Source organism: Acaryochloris marina S15, assembly GCF_018336915.1.
Lineage (GTDB): Bacteria > Cyanobacteriota > Cyanobacteriia > Thermosynechococcales > Thermosynechococcaceae > Acaryochloris > Acaryochloris marina_A.
Map to the genome: position 1 here is coordinate 4,195,775 of NZ_CP064923.1, position 23,064 is coordinate 4,218,838.

General features: G+C 47.0%; 21 protein-coding genes, 1 tRNA gene and 1 pseudogene. 11 read left to right on the forward strand and 12 right to left on the reverse strand.

All coding sequences use genetic code 11. The features are described from left to right. The first annotated feature begins 20 nt into the window (after positions 1-20). The 3 genes from I1H34_RS19200 (at position 21) to I1H34_RS19210 (ending at position 1,310) form a co-directional block, all read left to right on the forward strand. On the forward strand, positions 21-737 hold the full coding sequence (locus I1H34_RS19200) for a hypothetical protein (protein WP_212662578.1): 717 nt from the start codon (positions 21-23) through the stop codon (positions 735-737). A gap of 62 nt (positions 738-799) precedes the next feature. Then, entirely contained in the window at positions 800-1,054 is a 255-nt protein-coding gene (locus tag I1H34_RS19205; RefSeq protein ID WP_212662579.1) for a type II toxin-antitoxin system Phd/YefM family antitoxin, read from the forward strand. Then, positions 1,047-1,310, forward strand: coding sequence for a Txe/YoeB family addiction module toxin (locus I1H34_RS19210; RefSeq protein WP_212662580.1), 264 nt, complete (start codon positions 1,047-1,049; stop codon positions 1,308-1,310). Before I1H34_RS19205 ends, I1H34_RS19210 begins: the two co-directional genes overlap by 8 nt. A gap of 25 nt (positions 1,311-1,335) precedes the next feature. Here the strand turns inward: I1H34_RS19210 and I1H34_RS19215 are convergent. The 4 genes and pseudogenes from I1H34_RS19215 to I1H34_RS19235 form a co-directional block, all read right to left on the reverse strand. Beyond that, positions 1,336-2,727 (reverse strand): annotated as a pseudogene (locus I1H34_RS19215) (ISKra4 family transposase). Positions 2,728-2,839: 112 nt separating this feature from the next. Beyond that, positions 2,840-4,375: a phytoene desaturase family protein gene (locus I1H34_RS19225; protein WP_212662581.1), complete on the reverse strand. Its 1,536-nt coding sequence runs from the start codon at positions 4,373-4,375 to the stop codon at positions 2,840-2,842. A gap of 54 nt (positions 4,376-4,429) precedes the next feature. Continuing rightward, positions 4,430-6,019: a type 2 periplasmic-binding domain-containing protein gene (locus I1H34_RS19230; RefSeq protein WP_249369396.1), complete on the reverse strand. Its 1,590-nt coding sequence runs from the start codon at positions 6,017-6,019 to the stop codon at positions 4,430-4,432. Positions 6,020-6,843: 824 nt separating this feature from the next. Next, positions 6,844-8,235, reverse strand: a complete 1,392-nt coding sequence (locus I1H34_RS19235) for a lipoxygenase family protein (RefSeq protein ID WP_212662583.1) — start codon at positions 8,233-8,235, stop codon at positions 6,844-6,846. A gap of 513 nt (positions 8,236-8,748) precedes the next feature. On the opposite strand from I1H34_RS19235, the gene I1H34_RS19240 reads away from it, so the two are divergent. Further along, the gene (locus I1H34_RS19240; RefSeq protein ID WP_212662584.1) at positions 8,749-10,017 is read left to right on the forward strand and encodes a hypothetical protein; all 1,269 of its coding nucleotides are present in this window, start codon (positions 8,749-8,751) and stop codon (positions 10,015-10,017) included. Between the two features lie 119 nt (positions 10,018-10,136). On the opposite strand, the gene I1H34_RS19245 is transcribed toward I1H34_RS19240, so the two are convergent. The 6 genes from I1H34_RS19245 to I1H34_RS32250 form a co-directional block, all read right to left on the reverse strand. Continuing rightward, positions 10,137-11,201 carry an ABC transporter ATP-binding protein gene (locus I1H34_RS19245; RefSeq protein WP_212662585.1) on the reverse strand — a complete coding sequence of 355 codons (1,065 nt, stop codon included), beginning with the start codon at positions 11,199-11,201 and terminating at the stop codon, positions 10,137-10,139. A gap of 32 nt (positions 11,202-11,233) precedes the next feature. Next, complete coding sequence (locus tag I1H34_RS19250) at positions 11,234-11,749, reverse strand: DUF937 domain-containing protein (protein ID WP_212662586.1); 516 nt, start codon at positions 11,747-11,749, stop codon at positions 11,234-11,236. Between the two features lie 157 nt (positions 11,750-11,906). Continuing rightward, complete coding sequence (locus I1H34_RS19255; RefSeq protein ID WP_212662587.1) at positions 11,907-12,581, reverse strand: response regulator transcription factor; 675 nt, start codon at positions 12,579-12,581, stop codon at positions 11,907-11,909. Next, complete coding sequence (locus I1H34_RS19260; protein ID WP_212662588.1) at positions 12,578-14,092, reverse strand: sensor histidine kinase; 1,515 nt, start codon at positions 14,090-14,092, stop codon at positions 12,578-12,580. The genes I1H34_RS19255 and I1H34_RS19260 overlap by 4 nt, the downstream gene beginning before the upstream one ends. A gap of 12 nt (positions 14,093-14,104) precedes the next feature. Continuing rightward, on the reverse strand, positions 14,105-14,716 hold the full coding sequence (locus I1H34_RS19265) for a cysteine dioxygenase family protein (RefSeq protein ID WP_212662589.1): 612 nt from the start codon (positions 14,714-14,716) through the stop codon (positions 14,105-14,107). A 28-nt stretch (positions 14,717-14,744) separates the two neighbouring features. After that, complete coding sequence (locus tag I1H34_RS32250) at positions 14,745-15,218, reverse strand: hypothetical protein (protein WP_249369398.1); 474 nt, start codon at positions 15,216-15,218, stop codon at positions 14,745-14,747. A gap of 359 nt (positions 15,219-15,577) precedes the next feature. Between I1H34_RS32250 and I1H34_RS19275 the strand changes: the two genes are divergently transcribed. Both I1H34_RS19275 and I1H34_RS19280 read left to right on the forward strand, forming a co-directional pair. After that, a complete protein-coding gene (locus I1H34_RS19275) occupies positions 15,578-15,832 on the forward strand; it encodes a hypothetical protein (protein WP_212662590.1) in 255 nt (84 codons plus the stop codon). 212 nt (positions 15,833-16,044) lie between these two features. Beyond that, a complete protein-coding gene (locus tag I1H34_RS19280) occupies positions 16,045-16,506 on the forward strand; it encodes a hypothetical protein (protein ID WP_212662591.1) in 462 nt (153 codons plus the stop codon). A 135-nt stretch (positions 16,507-16,641) separates the two neighbouring features. Here I1H34_RS19280 and I1H34_RS19285 read toward each other — a convergent pair whose 3' ends face one another. Together I1H34_RS19285 and upp are read right to left on the reverse strand one after the other, a co-directional pair. Then, complete coding sequence (locus I1H34_RS19285; protein WP_212662592.1) at positions 16,642-16,917, reverse strand: YggT family protein; 276 nt, start codon at positions 16,915-16,917, stop codon at positions 16,642-16,644. A 160-nt stretch (positions 16,918-17,077) separates the two neighbouring features. Beyond that, positions 17,078-17,731 (reverse strand): uracil phosphoribosyltransferase, encoded by a 654-nt coding sequence (gene upp / locus I1H34_RS19290; protein ID WP_212662593.1) that lies wholly within the window; start codon positions 17,729-17,731, stop codon positions 17,078-17,080. A 319-nt stretch (positions 17,732-18,050) separates the two neighbouring features. On the opposite strand from upp, the gene crtH reads away from it, so the two are divergent. The 5 genes from crtH (at position 18,051) to glnA (ending at position 22,919) form a co-directional block, all read left to right on the forward strand. Continuing rightward, on the forward strand, positions 18,051-19,565 hold the full coding sequence (gene crtH / locus I1H34_RS19295) for a carotenoid isomerase (protein WP_212662594.1): 1,515 nt from the start codon (positions 18,051-18,053) through the stop codon (positions 19,563-19,565). A gap of 97 nt (positions 19,566-19,662) precedes the next feature. Further along, positions 19,663-19,746: transfer RNA gene (locus I1H34_RS19300), tRNA-Leu, on the forward strand. A 13-nt stretch (positions 19,747-19,759) separates the two neighbouring features. Next, positions 19,760-20,545, forward strand: coding sequence for a TrmH family RNA methyltransferase (locus tag I1H34_RS19305; protein ID WP_212662595.1), 786 nt, complete (start codon positions 19,760-19,762; stop codon positions 20,543-20,545). Between the two features lie 93 nt (positions 20,546-20,638). Further along, a complete protein-coding gene (locus tag I1H34_RS19310; protein ID WP_212662596.1) occupies positions 20,639-21,097 on the forward strand; it encodes a hypothetical protein in 459 nt (152 codons plus the stop codon). A 400-nt stretch (positions 21,098-21,497) separates the two neighbouring features. Further along, a complete protein-coding gene (glnA, locus tag I1H34_RS19315; protein WP_212662597.1) occupies positions 21,498-22,919 on the forward strand; it encodes a type I glutamate--ammonia ligase in 1,422 nt (473 codons plus the stop codon). Positions 22,920-23,064 lie beyond the last annotated feature (145 nt).

Below are 23,064 nucleotides of genomic sequence, written 5' to 3' on the forward strand. Positions count from 1 at the left end.
CAGGTTTGAAGTAGGTTTGCATGCTTAAAAAGATAGGACTGGTCGCCTTCTTGTTGCTACTAGGAGGTGGCGGCTGGTTGGCCTATGCCTGGCAACAGGTCACCCATCTCCCCGATTGGTATACCCGTGAATCAACACCAGAAACAGCCCCCTCCACATTACTGCCCACCCAAATCGATGACCCTGCTGAAATAGAGAGCTTAGCCTTTGGCCTGCACCAAAAAGTAGATCGAGTCCTCAGCACCACCGCCTCCCAAACACCTGAAGTGCAATTAACGGCCCAAGAATTCAATCAGTTTGTGGTCACATCACTCCCAGCCCAGGCTCGTAGTCCTAAAGTGATTACCTCAGTAAAAGCGATGAATACCAAAATTGAAGCGGGCCAGCTCCAAACCGGGATTGTGGTGGATACATCGGCACTTCCCCTAGACCAGTTGCCATCTGAGTATCAGGCAACGGTCAAGGGATTACTGCAAAGTTTCCCGGTTTTACAAGATAAGGAAATCTATGTGGGAGTGGAGGGCAAGCCCCAGGTCCAACAGGGGAAAGTGGTCCTAGGAGAAGATGCCAGGTTAGTCGTGGGCAATGTTCGATTTTCCTATGGGGATATCCGCGATCGCATCAATCTTCCAACCAATCTCTTAGACAGCCCCATAAATCTCCAGTTGGGACAGCTCCAAATTAAGGATCTGAATTTTCAGGATCAGACTGTTATTCTCAAAGGCCAAGCCCAGTAGAGTCTATGACAACATCACTTGTCTGATCGGCTATACTTGTACAGTAAGTAGTACAAGAGAATATGAACATCATTTCCTTCAGTGAAGCCCGCAGCAAACTGAAAGCTGTCTTCGATCGAGTCGTTGATGATGCCGACTACACGATCATCACTCGACGAGATGCTGATGATGCAGTGTTGATGTCTCTGGAGTCTTTTAATAGCTTGCTAGAAACCGTTCATTTGTTAAAGTCACCCGCCAATGCAGCTCACCTAGAACAATCCATTGCCCAATATCGACAGGGACAAGTGACTGAGCAAGACCTCTTGGATGAGTAGTCGCAAATTGGCCTGGACAGATGCTGCCTGGAATGACTATCTCTACTGGCAAGGACAGGATAAAAAAACGCTGAAGCGGATCAATAAGCTCATTCAGGCTACGAACAATCAGCCATTTGAAGGCATTGGTAAACCTGAGGCTTTACGAGAAAATCTATCGGGATTTTGGTCTCGACGCATAGATGAGACCCATCGATTAGTCTATGCCATTGATGATCACTATCTGACAATTATTGCCTGTCGGTATCATTATTAGTCCTTAACTCTAGGTGCGGGCGTATTTAGCGGATCGGGGATGCCTTAGTTTTCGGAATGGTCACCTCTGGGAATAAGGAGTCAAACCGTTCATTGACCCAGGCAATTCTCAAGATCAGTAAATGGTTGAAACCATCCTCACTCCAGCGCATGCCAACTCCCTTAAAGCGCTGCTGAATCAACCACTTGCATGCACTTTCAACCATTCCTGACCCGAGAGGAATCTGTTGCTGTTCAAAGTGCCGATAACGGATGTGGTTATGATGGCGTTGGAAATAAGCCTGCACCTGGAGCAACGTTGAAAAAGACTTTCCCGTTAACAGTTGTGAGTGAATCAATATCGTCAAGGACCGTAATACAAGTAGGTGTTGCCCGTGTCGCAATTGGTGTCGCCAGTGCCGGAACCAGGCTTGGGCTTGAGCAGAGCGGGCATCTCCAAACATCGCTTTAGTTGCTCGTGCCAGATGGCCTGCTGAATGAAAAAAGTCGAGGACTGCCACAGCACAATGAGAGAACAAGGTGCGATAGACTCGCCAGAAGCCTCGTCCCCCATCACTGAGCCAGATGACTTTTGGAGCAGATTCAAAGTCTTGTTTGTGAGCTTCGAGTTGAAGTAAAGGGATGAACTGGTCGATATCGCCCAATACTGCCACCAGTCTTCGACGCAGTAATTGGGGGACCTCCTTTTTAGCTCGGGTAACCCGTGTTCCCAGGCGAGCTAAGATGGCGACTTTGACTTCTCGCCACTGGATTTTTCCCTTGGGTGAGTTCGGGGTGGGGCGAAAGGGGACCATCACACCATCGGCGGCAATGGCCAAAGGTAGAGCAGATAACATCTCTGAAATCGCTTCACAAGGGGCCTGAGTCCCTGATGATTGAGCGTTGAGTTGAGCTTCTAATTCCTGCTGAGCTTTGTTACCCACGGATTGCACCCAGTTCCACAAACTGGATGGACTCACGGATAGACCACTCCACTGACCCAGCATCCAACTGGCCAGTTCATAGGGCATGAACAGACTCAACAAGCAGCCCAGACGCACCAGTTCTTCGCTGCTGTGCTGATAGGGGGCAATCCCAATGGCTTGATCCAGGGGAGTCAACAGACTGCCTGGACATCCTTTGGGACAACGGCCCACCCGTCGCTTTCAAGAGATAGTGCCTACCAGTGTCTGCATCTGACGAGATTCCCATCCCTTCGAATGTAAGCGGGTTCCGCAGGTAGTACATACAGGCCATACAAATACTGCTTTCGCGCGCCTTGAGAGTTCATCCTCCAGAAGACAGCGAGCTAGAAACAAGCCCATTTGCAGAACGATATAAACCATCTGACTCAGGCTGGTTGATACTTTGAGTGCTTCAGTTTGTTCTAGAAATTCGTCATGGGCTAGCACGGTTAGCAATTGCGATGGTAGGGTCATGATAGTTTTTTGGTTCGGGTACAGGATCTATTGTCCTTGACCCGTTTTTCTTTGAGCCATGCATCCCCGATCCTTTGCTTACGCCCTCTAGGTGCTTTTCATTTCAAGCACTTCAAGCCACCGTTTTTAGCAAATCCTGAATCTGCTGTGGAGAAACTAGAGTATTGGCACAGAGGATACCGGAGGCCGCCACTGCAGGAACACCAATCCCAGGCATGGTTGAATCCCCGACTCGATACAGCCCTGATATGGGGGTATGGCAGCTGGGGAAGGTTCCCTTGCCTGCGGCAATGGCAGGACCATAGGTGCCCTGATGGCGACGGAGATAGTGGCGATGGGTAAGAGGGGTGCCAATGAGTTCTAGAGTGATGCGCGATCGCACATCTGGTATCACATTTTCTAAGGCTCGATAGAGGGACTGTGCCCGCTCCTGCTTGAGCCGATCATAATCCTCCACCCGTTCCCAAGGGGCAAAGGGTTCCAGAGTATAGGTATGAATCACATGATGTCCTTGGGGCGCTAAGGATGCATCCCAAACTGAAGGAATAGACACCATACAGGTATTGCCAGGATGAGTGATGGGCTGTTGATTGCTATGAATCACCACATGATGTCCAGGAAGGTCCGCTAGCCCCTCCGACTGAATCCCCACATGGAGATGCATAAAGCTATCAACGGCAGGAGTTGCCAAGGATTGTCGTCGATAGGCAGATGGTACATGCTCAGGTTTGAGAAGCTGATTGAAGGTGTCCCAAACCGTGGCATTAGAAATAACGATTGGGGCAGTTAGGCGTTCTCCATTCTTCAGCTGAATCCCCTGAACGGTTCCACCTTGAACTAAAATTTGGTCCACATGGGTCTTCAGGCGAAGTTCTCCTCCCCACTTTTTGAGACCTCGAATCAGGGCTTGGATAATCGCAGGACTGCCGCCCACGGGATAATCAATGGTGGAACCGGACCGTTCCCCAAACATAAATGCCATTTCTGGAGCAACGGTGTCTTGGGCTGTAAGCCCTGAAAGTAGAAAGCATTCCACATCGAACAAGCGACGCACCCAAGGATCGCTCACGGTTCGATTAAGCATTGCCCCAGCAGAACTCTGGATATTGCGGAGCTGAGGCAATAACTGGGCTAAGGCCATCGGCTGATGCCGAATCAGCCAGGGAATCAAGGTCCAGTTACTGCGTAGGGTAAGGAGGGGAATTTGCTTGAGAGGCGCAAATAGGGCCAGAAATTTTTGTTCCAGTTTCTGGAGTTGACGGGCGCCATCAGGGGTAATTTGAGCGACGGCTTCTCGGTATTTTTGAGCGTCGCCATAGATGGGGAAGCCATCTGCTAAATGCCCTGCCGGATCGTCTTCGGGGAAGTGATAGTAGCCGAGAGGATCATATGCGATCGCATCTACCGTTTCGCCTAAAACCTGCAACACTTGGCGCACCGGATTCAAGCTCTGAGGGTCACTCAGGCCACAATAAAAGGAAGGACCAGTATCAAAATGAAAGCCTTGGCGTTGAAATCCATGGGCAGCCCCACCCGGAATCGCATGGCTCTCACAAATCAATACCCGTTTACCGTATCGGGCCAACAAACTGCCAGCAATCAGCCCCCCAATACCGCTACCAATCACGAGGACGTCATAATCTGCCATTGTTGCTAGTAAGGCCTTAGGGTTGTCTCATTCAAATGCTAACGCCAGAACGGGTTAAGGGGTTAATCCTTTGCCAATCGAGACCCTAACATTTGGGCTTTCAGTCCCACCAGAATTCAAAGTCGTCTGAATACTCGCCGTAGGCAGTCTATCCGCAACATATTGTTCCACCGCAGTTGCCCGACTTTTCAACAAAGCCAAAGCTCTAGCACTACTGGCATCCACAAAGGTGGCATTAATTCGCACCGTGTCGTTGGGATTGGCTGTATCCAAAACCTGATCCAATGCCTTTTTGGCTGGATCATTCAGTTGAGCTGCCCCCACTTCAAACTGAATAGCAATGGTTGTTTGCGTTGTGGCCGTTGCCTTTGCCTGGGTCTTTTCAGCCGGAGCAGAGGGTGCAGAGTTAGGCTTAGGTGCAATCGGTGGAGCAGTTGCTTGGGATGCGGGACAGCTAGCAGCCGCATCTGACGTTGCGAGTTCAGCCACAAAGCGGCCATCATAAAGCTGATCCACGCTATTTGGCGTTGCAGTCAGACGACCACTGCCGTATAGCACCTGTTTCGTGTAATTGAGACGCTGACGAAGCAACTTCGTCGGGCCATTCATCCAATGATTGGCACAGTTGATCTCAAAAAAGTACACGCCTTGCAAAAAGTTCAAGGATTCTGATGAAGTCAATCCCCCTAAATTCTCAAACTGCTGTCGCCAAGCCGTTTTATCAATGGAACGTCGCGAAATATGCTCGTAGTAGGCATTTACAAACTGTTGAACTTTACCAGGGTGATCCGCTAGGACTTGGGGAGACGCCACCACCACATCAACAATCGATCGTTGAACATGGGCAGAAGATAGAGAAGGAATATATCCAGCTCGACTCGCCTGAGTCACATAAGGCTCCCAAAAAATTCCAGCGACGATATTTTCTCCAGGTTGAGGATTCTGAAACCGCTGCCATGCCGTCGATGAATCATCCACACGAATGATGTTGAATTTTTCCAACGCAAACTCTGGAGACTTATCCGCCAACAGAATACTGAGATATTCGCTAGGCGTATTGCCCGCAAAAATAATGGATAGGAGTTCTCCCTGCTGTGCAGCTTGGGTGGCCGCACGATTCAACCCTTGAATCGTAGTGACTTGGGGAAATTGCTTGTTATTGAGGACAAGACGATCGGCTCCACGGGTCCAATCCCACATGGCAATGATTTTGCCCGTACTGGGGGTCTCAAACAGTTGATTAATGGTCGTCACCATAAAATCAACTTCGCCGCTGGAGAGCTTTTGGGCTCGCGTTTTCTGATCTAGCTCATCCGAATATCCGATGGTAATTTCAGCATCTTTGAGCTTTTTCTGGAAGTCCTGATCCCAAAGGGTACTGTAGCCTAAGAACGTATCGCCTAAGACCTCGATATTCGCAGGGCCAGGACTGACAACTGGCTCAGTTGCTCGCTTCCAAGGACTGATCAATGCAATCGCAGCACTTACCGCCCCGGCAAAGAGTAAAAAACTCAGGAGAACCGTTGTTTTCTTGTTCGGTCGCTTAGTTTTGTCGTCAGATGGCAAAGTATTTTGAGGTTGAGTAATACGTTTATGTTTAGGCTTGTCGTACAGTGGCGCTCCACAAACAATGCACTTTGTCATGTGCATTCGTGTCACAAAGTCGCATTGCCAGCAGTACTTGCGCTCACCTTCGTCGCCAGCTTTTCTTTCAACGTCTAGTTCAGTCGCCAATCGAATGTCCCCTCACCATTCATCGTTTCCATTATATAGACATAATAAGCTGTAAGTCCCCATTCAAGGACTCTAGGGTGCGAACCACCCAATAAATGAGGCGAGAGCTGGCTATTTAGCCCTATTATCATCCAGCGGCCAAATAATAGCTGTTACAGGTGAACAGTTTTACCATGCAATGATTGGGCTTTATGAGGGGACAGTCATACTCAAGAAAAGCCCCTTTGATCCCTCTAGTCGATAGCGCATCTTTATCAGTCAACAAAAATATTGTGGCGTGTCAAAGACGGAACTCCAGTAGGAGGCTATCTCAATGATGCATTAGAGAATGTAGCTCCCATTGAGCATGAGGAGTGAAAGGTCAATGGTGCATTTCTAATTCCCATCCTAATGATGGCGGCTGCATGAAAATCAGCCCGGGAGTTTTTTAACAAGGCATATCCTAGGTATCTACCCCTGAGCTAGGCAATAACTCCAGGCCAACTACCTCTCCCCGATTTAACCGGAAGGTCTGAGGCTAATTATCACGGGAGTGAGGAATCGCGAAAGTACAGACATTCTCTGAATTTCGGAGAGAATCATCAAAAAATCATGTCACGAACATTTGTAGCCGTTTCAAAGTTTGCGATCACATCTAAGCATCACTGCTAGCCTATTCACCAATGCCATCACATTCTTTTCTATAAACTGCCAGACGTTGAAATAGCAGGATTAATACTCAGTTTATGGAAGCATTAAATATTGATGCTCATCATAATATCTTCAACGGGCAAACCAGGAGAAATCACGTCACGTCGGGCCCAAATTAAATCTTTTAGTGGACCTGGCCCCGCTTCTAGTATCGGGTTATAGCGAACATTCGACAGAGTCCATAGCAAAGAAGCTTGCTTAGCTTCACGTGTTGCAACTTGAACAGGGTCGTAATGTGGACTCTGACTATCCCATAGACCAATGACTGCATAATCTACATCTCCACCATCTTCATACTGCTTGTTATTAACCCAAGAATGAAAGAAAGAGCTGATATAGATCACATAAACACAAAGCTGAGCCAAATCTTCCAAACCGAGAATATCTAATTTTCCTAATTCAGGTTTGAGAATGGCATGGGAGCTTAGATCCTTCGACATATCTTGAATTTCATTCCAACAAGCCTCAATACCTGTTCTATGGTGACTAATAAATCCATCGACATATTCGGTTAACAGTTCCCACATTGCGATCGCAGCTGGATCAAAGTAGTTGTTAGCCACAAAATCAGGGAGTTTCTGTACAGAAGGATTCCAATTCCGGTAAGTTAGATGTCTGATTTCTTCTTCAATTAGGTCATTGATACTGGCAGGCTCAAGCGCTGAAGCCTCAGGGATAAAACCTTTATCCCCAATAATCAGAGAAGCTCCTAGCTTATTGATATTGATTAGCCCTTCTAAATGAGGTTCTAATAATTCCTTAATAGGATTATTCACCACATTTCGATAGTATGCCATTGCATACTGGTCCATATTCATATGGGTTCTTGCCAGGTGCGACTGGCTTTCTTGAAGAACAAACTCTGCACAACGAAAAAGACGTTTTGTCTGTTCCCATTCTTCATCTCCCGGTGTTTGAATTGTAGGTTTACCATTCATAGTAAATTCAATGGAATGAACATTGAGTTTTTGTGCATTCAGACAAAAACGAGCCTCTATAATCTTAGGTAAAATACCCGCTGGCTCCACCTGATACTTGCTACAGTCGTATCGCACGGCATACTGCCATGGCTTATTCTGGACTTTATTTAGCTTGCCTGGGTTGAAACCATTTAGGCGTCTTTCCACAAAGAATTCATCACTAAATTTATCCGGATGCAAGCGAGTCAAATTGGGTGGCATAAATGCCGTTACGTCTTTATCCATCAATCCTAATGAGCCTTGAATACCAAGAAGAATCTGGCCCGGTTGCAAAGAACCTGGTTCAGTCCCTTCTTTCGGTGGCATTGGCGGAAAAGGCTGAGCTGGTAGTAGAAGAAGACCCAAATTTGCAAGATAGCGACGAGTTGGCTTCACATGATCAGGCAAGGGGCTAGCTGGGTCGAATTTCGCTATTCCAGGACCCGGTGCATAAGGGAAGAGATTCTCAGTAGACATAAGCAGAATGGCAAGACTATTGCTAGTTAAGGGACATATATTGTTCTCTGAGGCATCGATAAATTTTACGCAGAGATCAATAAAAAATCACCCCATTCTTAGCTATTTACTATTTATAGGCTGAAATTATTTCAACTTAAATATATTTAAATATTTTCTAGTTTCTTTAGATTAATTTTTTTTATTCTCATCTTCCAAAACTTGTGTTTACAAGAAAAAGCATTCTCTAGAGGCCATAAGAGATTCGTTGCTTTTTTGTTTATGAAATTTTGTATCAACAAGCATAACTCTTTTGGCAATAGGCCGATAGATATATAGACAGATAAAGTCAAATATTTAATTGACTTTATTCCAAATACCAAAAAATTGAGTTCGGTAATTCCTGATCAAAGGCATTCAAAAAATAAACAAAAGCGGCCACTAATCAAGAATAATAAAAACAAGAATTAAATGAATATAATACTTAGATTTTTAGGATTTATCCTGGTATTCATTGGGTTTACTTTTAGTCTGATGATACCTATTGCTCCCTCTATAGCTGATGCACTTACCTTGGATGTTAATGATGTCTCCTTCCTGTGGCCAATACCCACCACTCAACAGGACGTGACAAAACTGATTTCCGTGGGAGAAGAAACTTTAGCTGGCGACAAAATATGGCCACAACAAGTATTTGATTCTGTCATTAACCAAGCACAAACGGTTAAAGTCTCAAACAATACTATTAACTTTGGTCGCACCTTCGCACCTCAGCTCAAGCAGATAGATACCTGGAAAGTGGTAGGGGTCAGGGTAGATCCATGCGCACCCGGTACGGACAAAGCCATTAATCAGGTCTTTGGTTGTGCACCACAAATTCGTGTGGTTGCTCAGCCCGTAACTGTCAGCGCCGCTGGACCTAAGATCCATGATTTGACAGCGCATTTAGTGTTCAGATACCTCCAAGGGGTGGATACACCAGCTATCCCCAATGGACCACCCAAAGCCATACCTGATGAACGTAAATTTCGCGAAATCGTTAATGATTTACAGACCTTAAAGGCAGACCTCCAGTCAGTTGGAATTGAAACCAGCGGGAATTTAAGTATTCATCCCGGCCTTAAAGCCCAACAAACTAGTTTTGAAGAAAGTTTAAAGCAATTTCTGCAAAAACACCTTTCAGAGCAACAACTAGGAGGGGTTGCATTTATGGGGCTAGATGGAACCAAAGAACCCTGGATATTCTTTGCCATGTCTAGACAACCAGATGGCACCTTTGTGCAACAGGCTTTCCCAACACTTGGAGGACAGAATGCCCAAATGATCACTGGGACAAGCTTTGGTCAACGCATAATTCCAACCCCCACTCCAACCAATATCGATCAAAACCAAGGGGTCAGTACAGCGATGTTGCTAGGACCAACAACTACAGCCCGATGGAGGAACTCAGTTGTTCAAGGCAGTCCAACCCCACAGGTACAGGATATTCCTGACATCATTGCTAATCCTCAGAAATCCCACTTTTTCAATACGGATTGCGTCAGTTGTCATACAGAAAGTGTTTTTCGTAGCCGACTGACAAAATCTAGAAATGGAGCTTTCAGCTACAAGCTACCCACTAATATTTCTGGTGTTGATCCATCCCTACTACCTAAAAGTGGATGGAATGTCAGGAGTTTTGGGTGGTTCCCTCCAGCCAGTCCTACGAGAAAAGCAATTCCAACGATTTCAATGAGAACGGCTAACGAAGCTGCTGAATCCGTAGAGTTTATCAATCGAGAATATCTGGGTAAAACAGACTGAACCCTTTAGTTTTTCAAGCATAGATTCTACAAGCTTCAATAAAGAAGTGAGCATGTTATTTCTCGCTAGACCAGTGACATACTTTCTTCTTGATTACTTCGTTCAATAAATCTTGATTGCTATGCCAACCGCAGTTGCGATTGCACATCAAACCAATGCAGTTGATTGGTGGGTAATGCCACCGAAATGGTTTCTCCTGACCAAGTTTGGTCGGTGGGTAACAAAGCCCGTATCGTCTCTTCAGTGCCCTGGACTTTAATGCTCAAGAGATTACTCATTCCCAAGTTTTCTACCAGATAGACTTGTCCCGTGACCGTAGTGGTATCACCCGGTGTAGCCAGTCGGGTATGTTCAGGCCGAATACCTAACACAATCTCTCTTAGATTTCCGACTCCGCTGGGTAGCGGGATGCGAGTATCTCCTAGCATGGCCGATTGATTCTCACATCTGAGGGTTAAGAGATTCATCTGAGGGCTGCCAATAAACCCAGCCACGAACTGGTTGGCAGGGTGAGAATAAATTTTTTGGGGTGGATCGAGCTGCTGTAAATCACCCTGATAGAGCACTGCCACCTTGGTGGATAGGGTCATGGCTTCTGTCTGATCGTGGGTGACGTAGACGACGGGAGCATTTTGCTTCTCAAATAACTGCTTAAGTTCTGCCCGCACCTGCTCTCGCAGCAGAGCATCCAGATTACTTAAGGGTTCATCTAACAAAAACACTGCAGGATTGCGAACTAAGGCGCGACCTAGGGCCACCCGCTGTCGTTGTCCCCCCGAGAGTTGTCCGGGTTTACGCCGCATTAAGTCATCGAGGTTGAGGACGCGGCTAGCTTCAGCCACCCGCTGCTGAATATCATTGCTAGACATTTTGCGCAGCTTCAACCCTGACGCAATATTGTCGTAGACATTCATATGGGGATAGAGCGCATAGCTTTGAAACACCATGGCAATATCTCGGTCCCCGGCACTCTTATGAGTAACCACATCAGGTCCAATCACCACATCCCCTCGGGTGGGTTGTTCCAACCCCGCAATCAGGCGCAGAGTAGTAGATTTGCCACAGCCAGAAGGGCCTAGCAATGTCAAGAACTCACCATCCTCTACAGCTAGGCTGAGGTCCTTAACGGGAACAACTTTGGGGTTGTAGGTTTTATTGAGGTGTTTGATCTCAAGTTTTGCCATAGTGCAGAGGGAGATTGAGGTTTTGTAAAAGGCTAACGCTGGCCTAAGAAGTTTCCGGCTAAGCGCAGGGCATCGGCAACATCGACATCACCGTCCCCATCACTGTCTAAAAACTGATTTAAGACGGGATTAGAACCCTGGTTTGGATTAGCTTGGGAAGAACCGCTATGAAGCAAATTCAACACGATGGGAACGAGTACAGGCAAAAGTCCTTGAATAACGCTGCTACTTAAACCCGTCCGCTGAGAAATTTCTTGGGCAATTTGCTGTTGTTGCCCGCCAGAAAACAGGGCATTGACCGCAGCCCCGTTGGCATTAGTACCACCGTATTGATTGACGAGAGCTTGGGCTTGGTCTGCGGACTGAGACTTTAAGGCAGAACGGACATGATTGCCCAGCAAAGACATCACTACTTCAGTGGAGCTATTGTTCATGCCTGGTTGCTGGCTGAGCTGCTGCACTGTATTCAGGATATTGCCCAATTGGCCGGTATTGGCTTGTAACGCTGGGTTATCAATAGCGCTAACGATTTGATCAAAGAGTCCCATAGGAATTTGTCGGCTTAAGGTGAGGATCAGACTGCAGCATCATACTCCAGTCCCGAAGATCGATAACTGAGCCTCATCCTAAGGGGTGAGCAATCACGGGATCAAGTTAAGGGCATATCCCTTCATTGGACTTTACGTTTACAAGAGCAATGGTGACTCACTCTCTCATCACGTAGCCAACGCCCCGGACCGTCTGAATCAACCGCTTTTCCTGGTTCTCTTCGAGCTTAAGGCGAAGGTAGCGAATGTAAACTTCGATGATATTGGAATCACCCATAAAGTCATACCCCCAGACCTGTTCTAGGATGCGATCTCGGGTCAATACCTGGCGCGGATGCATCATCAAATACACCAGCAAATCAAACTCTTTGGCGGTTAATTCAATCGACCGCTCCCCTCGAAAGATCTCACGGGTCCGCTGATTGAGGGACAGGTTGGAAAATTCTAGGACATCTGGATCTTCTTCTTGGGTCCGCCGTAAATGGGCACGAACTCTAGCTAACAGCTCCTCAATGCTAAAGGGCTTCACCATATAGTCATCCGCCCCGGCATCCAACCCTTCGACCCGATCGCTAATTTCATCTTTGGCGGTCAATAAAATAACGGGCACCTTATCCCCGGTCGCCCGCAGACGGCGACAGACTTCAACGCCAGAGAACCCTGGCAACATCCAGTCCAGGAGAATCAAATCCGGTTGGGACTCCCGAGCTGCCGTGAGTCCCCCAATCCCATCATTGGCTACGGTAACCTGATACCCCTCATGGGTCAGTTCCATCTCAACAAATTGAGCCAATTTGGTTTCGTCTTCAACCAGGAGAATATGTGCTGTCATATTTTTGCTTCAGGAGATATGGGTAACGTCACGGTGAATGTGCTGCCTTCACCCTCTGCAGAAAGGACACTGACTTGCCCTCCCATGCCTTCGGTGAAGGTCTTGACTAAGGATAGGCCCAGACCAACGCCACCTGTACAGCGGGCTCGGGCTTCATCTAATCGATAAAAACGTTCAAAAATGCGGGATTGCTGCTTGAGAGGGATACCATCGCCGCGATCGCACACATGAATCAAAGCTGAATCCTCTCGTTGTTCTAGCTTCACAGTGACAGGTTCCGTAGTTGCTGAATATTTAATCGCATTTTCCACCAAGTTTACCAATACCTGTTGGAGGCGATCCGCGTCGGCAAACACGGGAATTAAAGAAGACTCAGACTCCAACTCAATCTGACGATGATTAAACTTTTCTGCCATATTAACGACTTCTACCGCCACATCATTCAGAATCAACGTCTCCAGATGATAAGGCATATACCCATCATCAGCTCGGGCTAAACAGAGCAAATCTTGCAGTAACCGAATCGTGAGGTCAGCCTCAGCCGTAGAGATTTCTAACGCTTCCCGCTGCATTTCAGTCAGGTTATCGCCCCGGCGTTGAATACTTTGCAAATAGCCCCGGACGATTGTGAGAGGGGTTCGTAGTTCATGGGAAACATTGCTCACAAACTCCCGCTGTCGTTCCGTGGTGTGCTGCTGCTCTTGCCAAGCTTCTGACAAGCGATCCAACATCATATTGAAGGTTTCTGCCAGTTCTTGGATTTCGCTGGGAGCATTGTCAATTTCGACCTTCGTTCCCCCTAAATCATCGGGTGAAATGGCTTTGGTCATTAAGCCCATTTCGCAAAGGGGGCGTAACGACCGATTCACATACCAAGTTAAAGCTAGAGTAATCAAGACAATAGCAACTACACTGGCCAGGGCCAGGGACTGCACACTAGCGACAAACTTACGTTGATCCTCAGTAATATCCTGGGCCACAAAGAGCGTTCCTAATGGCTGATTTCTCACCCTTAAGGGGCTATGACAAGCTACAAAATCTCGCCCTTGGATGTGGTAGACCTTCGGTACGATGCTGTCTCGAAAAGCCGTTGCCAAGGTGCTAGGACTTTCAAACCGTTGCCACGCTGGACCTGACATATTGTCGGAAGTCGCCACTAAGGTTCCCTGAGAATCGTTCACCCAGAGCAATAAATTACGTCCAGACCGATTGTTAATCGCTTTTTCGATACTCTTCTGCACCGTAAACATTTCATCTTGTTGATAGAGCACCACATCATCTGCGATCCGATCGCCAATATCAACAATTTTTTGCTTGTGGCTAGAAATCAAAATCCGCTGCATCTTCCAGCTAGTCCATAAAGCAACGCTGGTCAGTCCCACAGCAATCAGGCCAGCAATACTAGCCGTCAGCCGAAACTGGAGTGACTTAGGATTAACAGCTTGGCGCAACTGGGGAGAGAAGTTTCGCCATCCCTTACGAAGGGAAGATTTGATCGGAAATGCACCCACGCTAGCCGTCCTTCAAAATAACTTGGCGGTATGGGAAACCGGATCAAAGTTGTACCGGGTTTGATAATCCGTCAGCCCGTAAAGATTAAATGTAACCGTCGGTTCATCACCTAAAGCTTCCACGCAGTGAATGGCCTCAGGCATGACGCTAATCGTATCGCCAGGGTTCAAAATCAACTCACCAGCAGCCTCAATCTTGTGGGGATGGCTATCGGACGGGGTACGCTGCCAGAACGTATTTTTCTCTTGGCCACTGACCAAAGCCACCACCCCCCAAGTGGCATGATTATGAATCGGCGACATTTGCCCCGGCAACCAAACCACCGTTTGTACCGTCAGCGGAAAATTCGGTTCATCGTAAAGCATGGTGACGGACCAACCTCGTTCAGGGTCAGGAGGCTGAACCTCAAACTGCAACCAGGCCGAGTCTGTCAGCAGCTCCCGAACAAGGGGATGGATAGCCTGTAGTCGCTCCTGATCCTGATCCGTTGCCGCCAAGATATCTTCGACTTCCGTCAGAAATCGATACAGTCTGTAAGTTTGAGCTCTTTTCTGTGGCAAGGACTGATGGGACCAAGGTTGCACTTGGCCATCATCCGTTACGAACCAATCTTGGTCTACCATCTTGATGTTCTACAAAGTGGATTCAAATCTATTGAACAATGACTGGATAGTCAGGCGTAGGGTTCAGAGGACAACTTAAAACGTAGTTTCCCGGTTTTAGCGTAATCTCATAGGCTTGGGTTTGTCCTTGATTGAGGTCACCGCCACTGACTTTAGGTAGGGTAACTTGGTTGATCCCTTCCCCTCGCAAATAGAAACCCAGTTCATAAGGTACATCTCGGTTCGTAACTTCGAACACATACTTTCCAGGCTTTAGGGTCAAAGGTTTAAAACTGGATTGGCGTTGTTCTAAAGTTTCACCATTCAACGTCTTACAGTCGTCAGCCTGTGTTGTTTTGAATTTAAAATCTTCAGATTCTGTTTCCAAAAATTGACAGCCCGTTTGAGTCAATTTAATGACTTCTACAGGTTGATTTTCCTCACTGGTTTGGGAGGTTGAACTACAGCCTGCCACAAACACAAATGCCAACAAACTTCCATACTGAAGGAGTCTAAATTGCATAGGGTTTCATCTCATCAAGGGAACTAACGTACAGCCCTATCTCAAGTTTAAAGTTGAACAGATGATATCGTCCTGACCACTCAATAAATTTTCCCTGAGAATCCAGTAACGTCGGCCAAAACAGAACTTAAAGTCACTGTTTAAAATACTTCAATCCCTGAAAAATCACTTTCTTAACTAATCCCCATCTCTTTCTCAGCAAAATTTCAGATTGGTCAGTCTCAATCAAGAATGTATATGTGGATCTTATGAAAGGTTCGCCAAAAGAACGTCCTATTTCAGCCAAATTTCCATTTAATGCAACAATTAATTAGGCAATTTTAGTTGCACCGAAGATTAATCCATCATGGAGAGTATCAATGAAAGTTAAATATATGGCAATGGTTGCCACCGTTTCTTTACTAAGTGTTGGTGGCCTGGTGATCGGTTGCGCTAATCCCTGTGCTGCTAAAGAGAAGAACGGCGCCGAAACCACTGAAACAACAGATCCTTGTGCTGCGAAATCAGGCGATCCCTGTGCTGCGAAAGATGACCCCTGCGCTGCCAAAGGCGATCCCTGTGCTGCAAAAGAAGATCCTTGTGCCGCTAAGGCAGATCCCTGTGCAGGGTCGTAAGTACATCAACTCTCTCTTCTATCCTCTTGGCCTTACTTAGGGCTGTACTCAATTACAACTACAGATAACGATAGAATGCTGGAGGTAGATACTATATGTGTCTACCTCTGTTCTATTTGCTGTTTTGCGAGCGTTCGATCCAACACCATTGCCCACCACAAGTGGGAGCCAAGCAAATGCACTGGGACAGATAGTTAGCCAAACCGTTTTCAATGATTAATCAGATGAAATCAACCACTATGTCTTTACGTGTCAAGTTTGCCTGTTTCTGTGTGGCGTTTGCATTGCTCATCAGCAGTTTTATCAGCCCACCTGCCCTTGCAGTCACCCAAATTGAGCTCAAGGATCTGACCTACGCTGAATGTTCCCCTGATGTTGGCAAGGGAACGGTAACCAGTGGCGGTCCCATCATGCAATTGGCCAACTGTTTTATCATTTCAGGGACAACGGTCAACAAATCCGGTAAACCTGTGATGGATGCAGACGTATTTGGCCGCATCTTTGATGCAAACAACAACCCTGCCATGGAGAACCGGGGACGGCTGGGAGCCATTGATATTGTTGACCCTGGAGAAGGCACATTTGAGCTCAGAGTGAGTGTGCCCGATGCTCTAGTAACGCCCTTAAAACTTGAGAAGTTCAAGGCAAGCGGTTTTACCGCCAAAGTCCGCTAGTTGAGATTTAGACTTTAATTCGAATACCCTGAGTTCACCTTATCTAGAACTCAGGGTATTTAGTAGACCTATAGATTTTTCAACATGATAAAGCATCCCCCTCTTGCCAAAAGGACAGAGACTTATCAAGCTGTTTTACAAAGCAATCCCAGTCACAGCTTGCTGTAAGAACTGCAAGAGAAAGATTGCTAAGATCGGAGAAAAGTCGATTCCACCTAGAGGCGGAATGATGGAACGAAAAATATTGAGATAGGGATCAGTAAGCTGACTCAAAACCGAAAAGGGTGCACTACTCCAATCAATATTGGGGAACCAACTTAGCAAAATCCGAATGATTAATAGAGCAAAGTAAATTTGTAAAAATGTTGCGAGACTATTAAAAATTAATGCTGTAATTTCGGTTGCTGCCATGGTGATATATGTGGGGTTAGCCGTACAAGTAGATCGATACTGATATCCATCAGTTTAGCGGATGATTTGTAGTCAGGGTATACGGTGAGATTGCGAGATTGCCGATCCTCTTGAACGGCAATCCTCCACCATGGGGATACCCAACATGCTCTAAATTCACCTAAGCAGTTTCAAAGGCGCGATCGCCCGCATCTCCTAACCCAGGAACAATGAACCCTTGCTCGTTCAAGCCTTCATCAATGGTCGCAGTATAGATTTGTAAACTCGGATAGTTTTCACCCAATTGTTTAAGCGCTGGGGGGGCTGCCACGACGGAGATAATCCGAACCAATTCTGGATCGGCTTGGCGCTGGGTGAGTTCCTGCATGGTGGTCATAATCGACCCCCCCGTGGCTAGCATCGGCTCTGTGATCAAAATACGAGTCTGGGGCAGAAACTGATCCGGAAGTTTATTCAAATAACAGTGAGGTTGGAGGGTTTCTTCATCGCGAGCTAACCCCAAGTGATAAGTAGCGGCTCTAGGGATAACACTTTGTGCCCCATCTAATAACGTCAGTCCGGCCCTAAGAATGGGAACAACAGCGACTGGCAGTTCAGGATTGATCACAGCAGCGGCGGCAGGCCCTAGGGGCGTCTCCACAGTCGTTTCAATCAAAGGGAACCATTCCCGCATGGCTTCATAAGTTAGCCATCGCCCTAGCTCTGTCATCGCGGTCCGAAACATCACCCCAGGTGTATTACGATCGCGGGCCACCGCCAACCAATGCTTAATTAAAGGATGAGGAGGAACATATACCCGAAGTTGAAGCGCCATATGGTTACTAAAGCAGGTTGGGAGCAAAGCAGTTCGTTCTCGAACCTGAACTATCATACGCTTTTTAATCCGTTGCAATAGGTACTGAAGCACAGACCTTCAAAAATTTATTGAGAATTAATTGCAATTAGTGATTAACTGTTCTATATTTATTCATGTGTTCTCCTCTCAGAGGATTCGGCAGGTGGGGCCAAGGCGTTAGCGCAGCTTGGTTCCATTTTTTTTGAGGGTCTACAACAGCAATAAAAATCTAGATAAGTTTCTCTTGCAGGCAGGATAATGAAAGAGACAACTCCCCATATTTTCCTGACCTTTGCCCATGCCATCTTCCTTAAATAACGTTCCTAATCAGGCCTATGATGCCATTGTTATTGGCTCAGGGATCGGAGGCTTAGTAACAGCTACGCAATTAGCTGCTAAAGGGGCAAAGGTATTGGTTTTGGAACGCTACCTCATTCCAGGAGGAAGTGCGGGTTACTTTGAGCGTAATGGCTATCGGTTTGATGTTGGGGCTTCCATGATTTTTGGGTTCGGTGATCGCGGTACGACCAACTTGTTAACCAGGGCCTTAGCCGCCGTTGATCAGCACCTTGAGACCCTTCCTGACCCCGTCCAAATCCACTACCATCTCCCCCAAAATTTAGATCTCAAGGTGCACCGAGACTATGAGAAGTATTTGCAAGAGTTGATTTCACTTTTCCCCCATGAGCGCCGTGGCATTCGTCAGTTTTACGACACCTGCTGGCAAATTTTTAATAGTCTCAACAGTATGGAGTTACTGTCTTTAGAAGAATTGGGTTACTTAGCCCGGTCTTTTTGGCACCATCCAGGCAGCTGCTTTCGGCTATTGCAGTATTTACCCCGTAATGTAGGAGACTATGCTCGGCGGTATATCAAAGACCCTATTCTTCTCAACTTCATCGATATGGAGTGCTATTGCTGGTCAGTAGTGCCAGCAGCCCAAACTCCCATGATCAATGCTGGCATGGTCTTTTCCGATCGTCATTATGGCGGGGTGAATTATCCCAAGGGTGGCGTGGGTCAAATTGCCCTCAAGTTGGTTGAAGGGTTAGAGGCAGCCGGGAGCCAGATTCGCTATCGGGCTCGGGTCAATAAAATTGTGTTGGAGCAGGGAACAGCCGTTGGGGTTCAGCTAGCCACGGGAGAAACCTATCGCGGCAAGCAGATTATTTCTAACGCCACCCGCTGGGACACCTTTGGCAATTTATTAGATGAAGTTCCGCCAGCAGAAACAAAGTGGCGACAACGCTACACAAAATCTCCCAGCTTTTTGAGTCTGCATTTGGGGGTTAAAGCAGAGGCACTCCCTGCAGACCTAGACTGTCATCATATTTTGTTGAACAACTGGGATGAGATGGCTGAACCTGGAGCGACGGTCTTTGTATCTATCCCCACCCTGCTCGACCCTTCTTTAGCTCCACCTGGACATCATATTGTCCATGCCTTTACACCGAGTTGGGTCAAGGATTGGCAGGTGCGATCGCAAACCCAATACCACACCCAAAAACAAGAGGCTGCTCAGACACTCATTACCCGATTACAGCAAATCATCCCCAATCTAGGCCAGCACATTCACCATATGGAAGTGGGCACACCTCGCACCCACCGTCGCTTTCTCGGCCGTCAGGATGGTACCTATGGCCCCATCCCCAGCCGTCAACTCTGGGGGCTAGTGGGCATGCCCTTTAACCGCACTGCCATTCCAGGCTTATACTGCGTCGGGGATAGTACCTTTCCAGGCCAGGGCTTAAACGCCGTTGCATTTTCGGGGTTTGCCTGTGCCCATCGGGTAGCAAAGGATTTGAAACTATAGACCTACTGAATAGGCTTTATTCAGGTTTTCGTGGAATAGAGTTGACGGATTGCCATAATGTGTTGAATGATAGTGAATCGCAGTTAATGCACAGCCAGCGGAACTGGCGGAATTGGTAGACGCGCTAGGTTCAGGTCCTAGTGTCTGCAAAGACATCCGGGTTCAAGTCCCGGGTTCCGCATTGGATACACACTATGATTACAAGCTTGCAAAATCCGCTGATTAAACAAATGCGGAAGTTGCAGCAGGTTAAACATCGTCGCCAGCAGGGCAAGCTGCTGCTAGAAGGCACCCATTTACTCCAGTCTGCCTCGGAGCAACATTGGTCTTTTGAGATTGTCTGCTATACGGCTAGATGGCAAGCCAAATATCCCCAATTATGGCAGCAGATTCAAGACCACGCGGCTCGATTAGAGCAGGTTAGTCCAGAGGTATTGCAAGCCACCGCGACAACTGTACATCCAGATGGAGTGGTGGCCGTAGTCAGTAAGCCAGCAACGACATCTTTGCCCATTCAGACCTTAGGATTAGCCCTAGAAACCATTCAAGATCCTGGAAATTTGGGAACTTTAATTCGAACGTCTGTGGCGACTCAGGTGGAAGGGCTGTTGTTGAATCAACAGTGTGCAGCTCTTGAAAGTCCCAAAGTATTGCGGGCCTCAGCCGGAGCCTGGTTTCATCTTCCTAAGTGGGCAACGGATACCTTCATCACCGCCTTACAAGAGTATCAACGGCAGGGCATCCAGCTCATTGCCACCGTTCCCGATGCATCCCAGACCTTTTGGCAGGTGGATTATCGACGACCGACCTTGATCTTGATTGGGAATGAAGGAGCAGGCTTATCCCAGCCTGTTTTGGATTTGGCCGATCACCAGGTCAATATCCCCATTGCTCCTGGGGTGGAGTCCTTAAATGCTGCGATCGCAGCAGCGCTTCTCCTCTACGAGGTTCGTCGGCAGCGCGATGGGAGACCGGCTTGATTACGTTCAATGACATCCAATGGATTCCGACCCAGAAGCCCATAAAATAAGGCTACTTAGTAAAATTTCTGTCGCAATTTTTTAAGATTTTCTATGACCACTGAAACTTCCTCTGCCAATGAAGTTGCTGCTGATGATTATGTTGTCATCGGTCTAGCGACCTGCTTTGTCAAAAAAGACAATAAGCTGCATCCCGTCAAAATTGTAGAGCCAATTCCCTCCGCTGCCCTAGAAGCGATCCTCAAAGGAATTCCTACCTCCTACGAAATGGCAGTAGCAACCACAGTAGGAGCAGCTTGGTCAAATGAAACACCTCATGCACCTTCAGGATTTCCAGCTGAAGCCCAATTCTGTGATGAGTTTTCTTTTCGCCTCCAAGCAACAGCCCGCAGCTATCGGTCACGCCCTGTTGCCCAAGCACACCTAGCACCAGGAGCTGTGAAAACAGACTTCAACTTCTCCACAGAGCGGAAGCGAATGCTCAATGCAGATCGCGCAGTCAGCACCGAAGACAATGTCAAACAGCATTCCCATACCCATAAGGTTCTCTAATCGGGGTATGCACCTGACTCCTTAAGCTCAGCCTCGCAGCAACATGTCTCTAGCCCGTATGGAACCCCACCCAATATATTTGGATCGGGTCAGATTTTGGTGGGCTCGGTAAAAATTAATTTTCCTGACGGCATAAAAAAATTAAAGCAAGACTTTAGAAATGCTCATCCATTGTGTTAATGGCAATTCTGGAGTTTCTTTCTTGAACAAAAAGCAGGGAGAAACAAAACTGTATTTTTTGATACAAAATTCCTGTGATCTAGTCTTTTAGGATATTAGGCTAAATCCTTGGCTTGACTCACCCTGAGCATTTTTTGTTTGACCACTTTTTATGAGCTTGGTAACATCTCTACGCCAGGGAATGCCCTTGAGCTTGCTATTTACTGTTAAGGAGTAATCCATGGCCCAATCCCCCCAGGACATTCTGAATTGGATTAAAAACGACAATATCCAAGTCGTTGATCTCAAATTCATTGATATGCCAGGTATTTGGCAACACCTGACCCTTTATCAGGATCAAATTGACGAAAGTAGCTTCACCGACGGTGTTGCCTTTGATGGTTCTAGTATCCGGGGGTGGAAAGCCATCAATGAATCGGACATGGCTATGGTGCCCGATCCGAATACAGCTTGGATCGATCCGTTCATGGAAGAGCCAACGCTCAGCATGATTTGTAGCATTCAAGAGCCTCGTACCAAAGAACCTTACGATCGCTGTCCTCGCTCCATTGCTCAAAAAGCATTGGATTATCTAGCTAGCACAGGAATTGGCGATACCGCATTCTTTGGCCCTGAAGCTGAATTCTTCATCTTCGAAGATGTTCGCTTTGACCAAACTGAAAATTCTGCTTACTACTATGTAGATACCAAAGAAGGTCGTTGGAACTCTGGAGCCATTGAGGAAGGCGGCAACTTAGGCTATAAGCCTCGCTATAAGGAAGGCTATTTCCCCGTTGCTCCCACCGATACCCTGCAAGATATGCGGACGGAAATGCTCTTGACGATGGCCAAGTGCGGGGTGCCCATTGAAAAACACCACCACGAAGTTGCCACTGGCGGCCAATGTGAACTGGGCATCAAGTTTCAACCGATCATCGAGTCGGGAGACAGCTTGATGATCTATAAGTATTGCGTCAAGAACGTTGCCAAGAAATATGGCAAATCAGCCACCTTCATGCCCAAGCCCTTGTTCAACGACAACGGGTCTGGAATGCATACCCACCAGTCTATTTGGAAATCAGGACAGCCTCTATTCTGGGGAGATAGCTATGCCAACCTGAGCCAGATGGCGTTGCATTACATCGGTGGCATCCTCAAACATGCACCAGCATTATTAGCACTGACAAATCCCACAACCAACTCCTATAAGCGATTGGTTCCTGGATTTGAAGCTCCCGTCAACTTGGCCTACTCTCAAGGTAATCGCTCTGCATCCATCCGAATTCCGCTTTCGGGTCCCAATCCCAAAGCAAAGCGTCTAGAATTCCGTTGTCCAGATGCCACTTGTAACCCATACCTAGCCTTTGCTGCTATGCTTTGTGCGGGTATTGATGGGATTAAAAACCAAATTGATCCAGGCAGCTCCTTAGATGTAGACATTTATGATCTCAGTCCTGAAGAGCTAGCCAAGATTCCTTCTACACCGGGTTCCCTTTTAGAAGCCTTAGAAGCATTGCAAAATGATCATAGCTTCCTGGTCGATTCCGGTGTATTTACCAAAGACTTCATTGAGAACTGGATTGAGTACAAACTCGATAATGAGGTCAACCCCATGCGGTTACGTCCTCATCCCTATGAGTTGTCCTTGTACTACGATGTCTAGACAATAGTTCTAGGCTGAAGTCAGAACAGTTTACAAAAAAAGCTGCCTACAAAGGCAGCTTTTTTTGTAAGAAGCGATCCAAAAATATAGAGTCCTTTACATTGGGCTTAATATAAATTTTCTTATTGTAAATAAGGATAGTGAT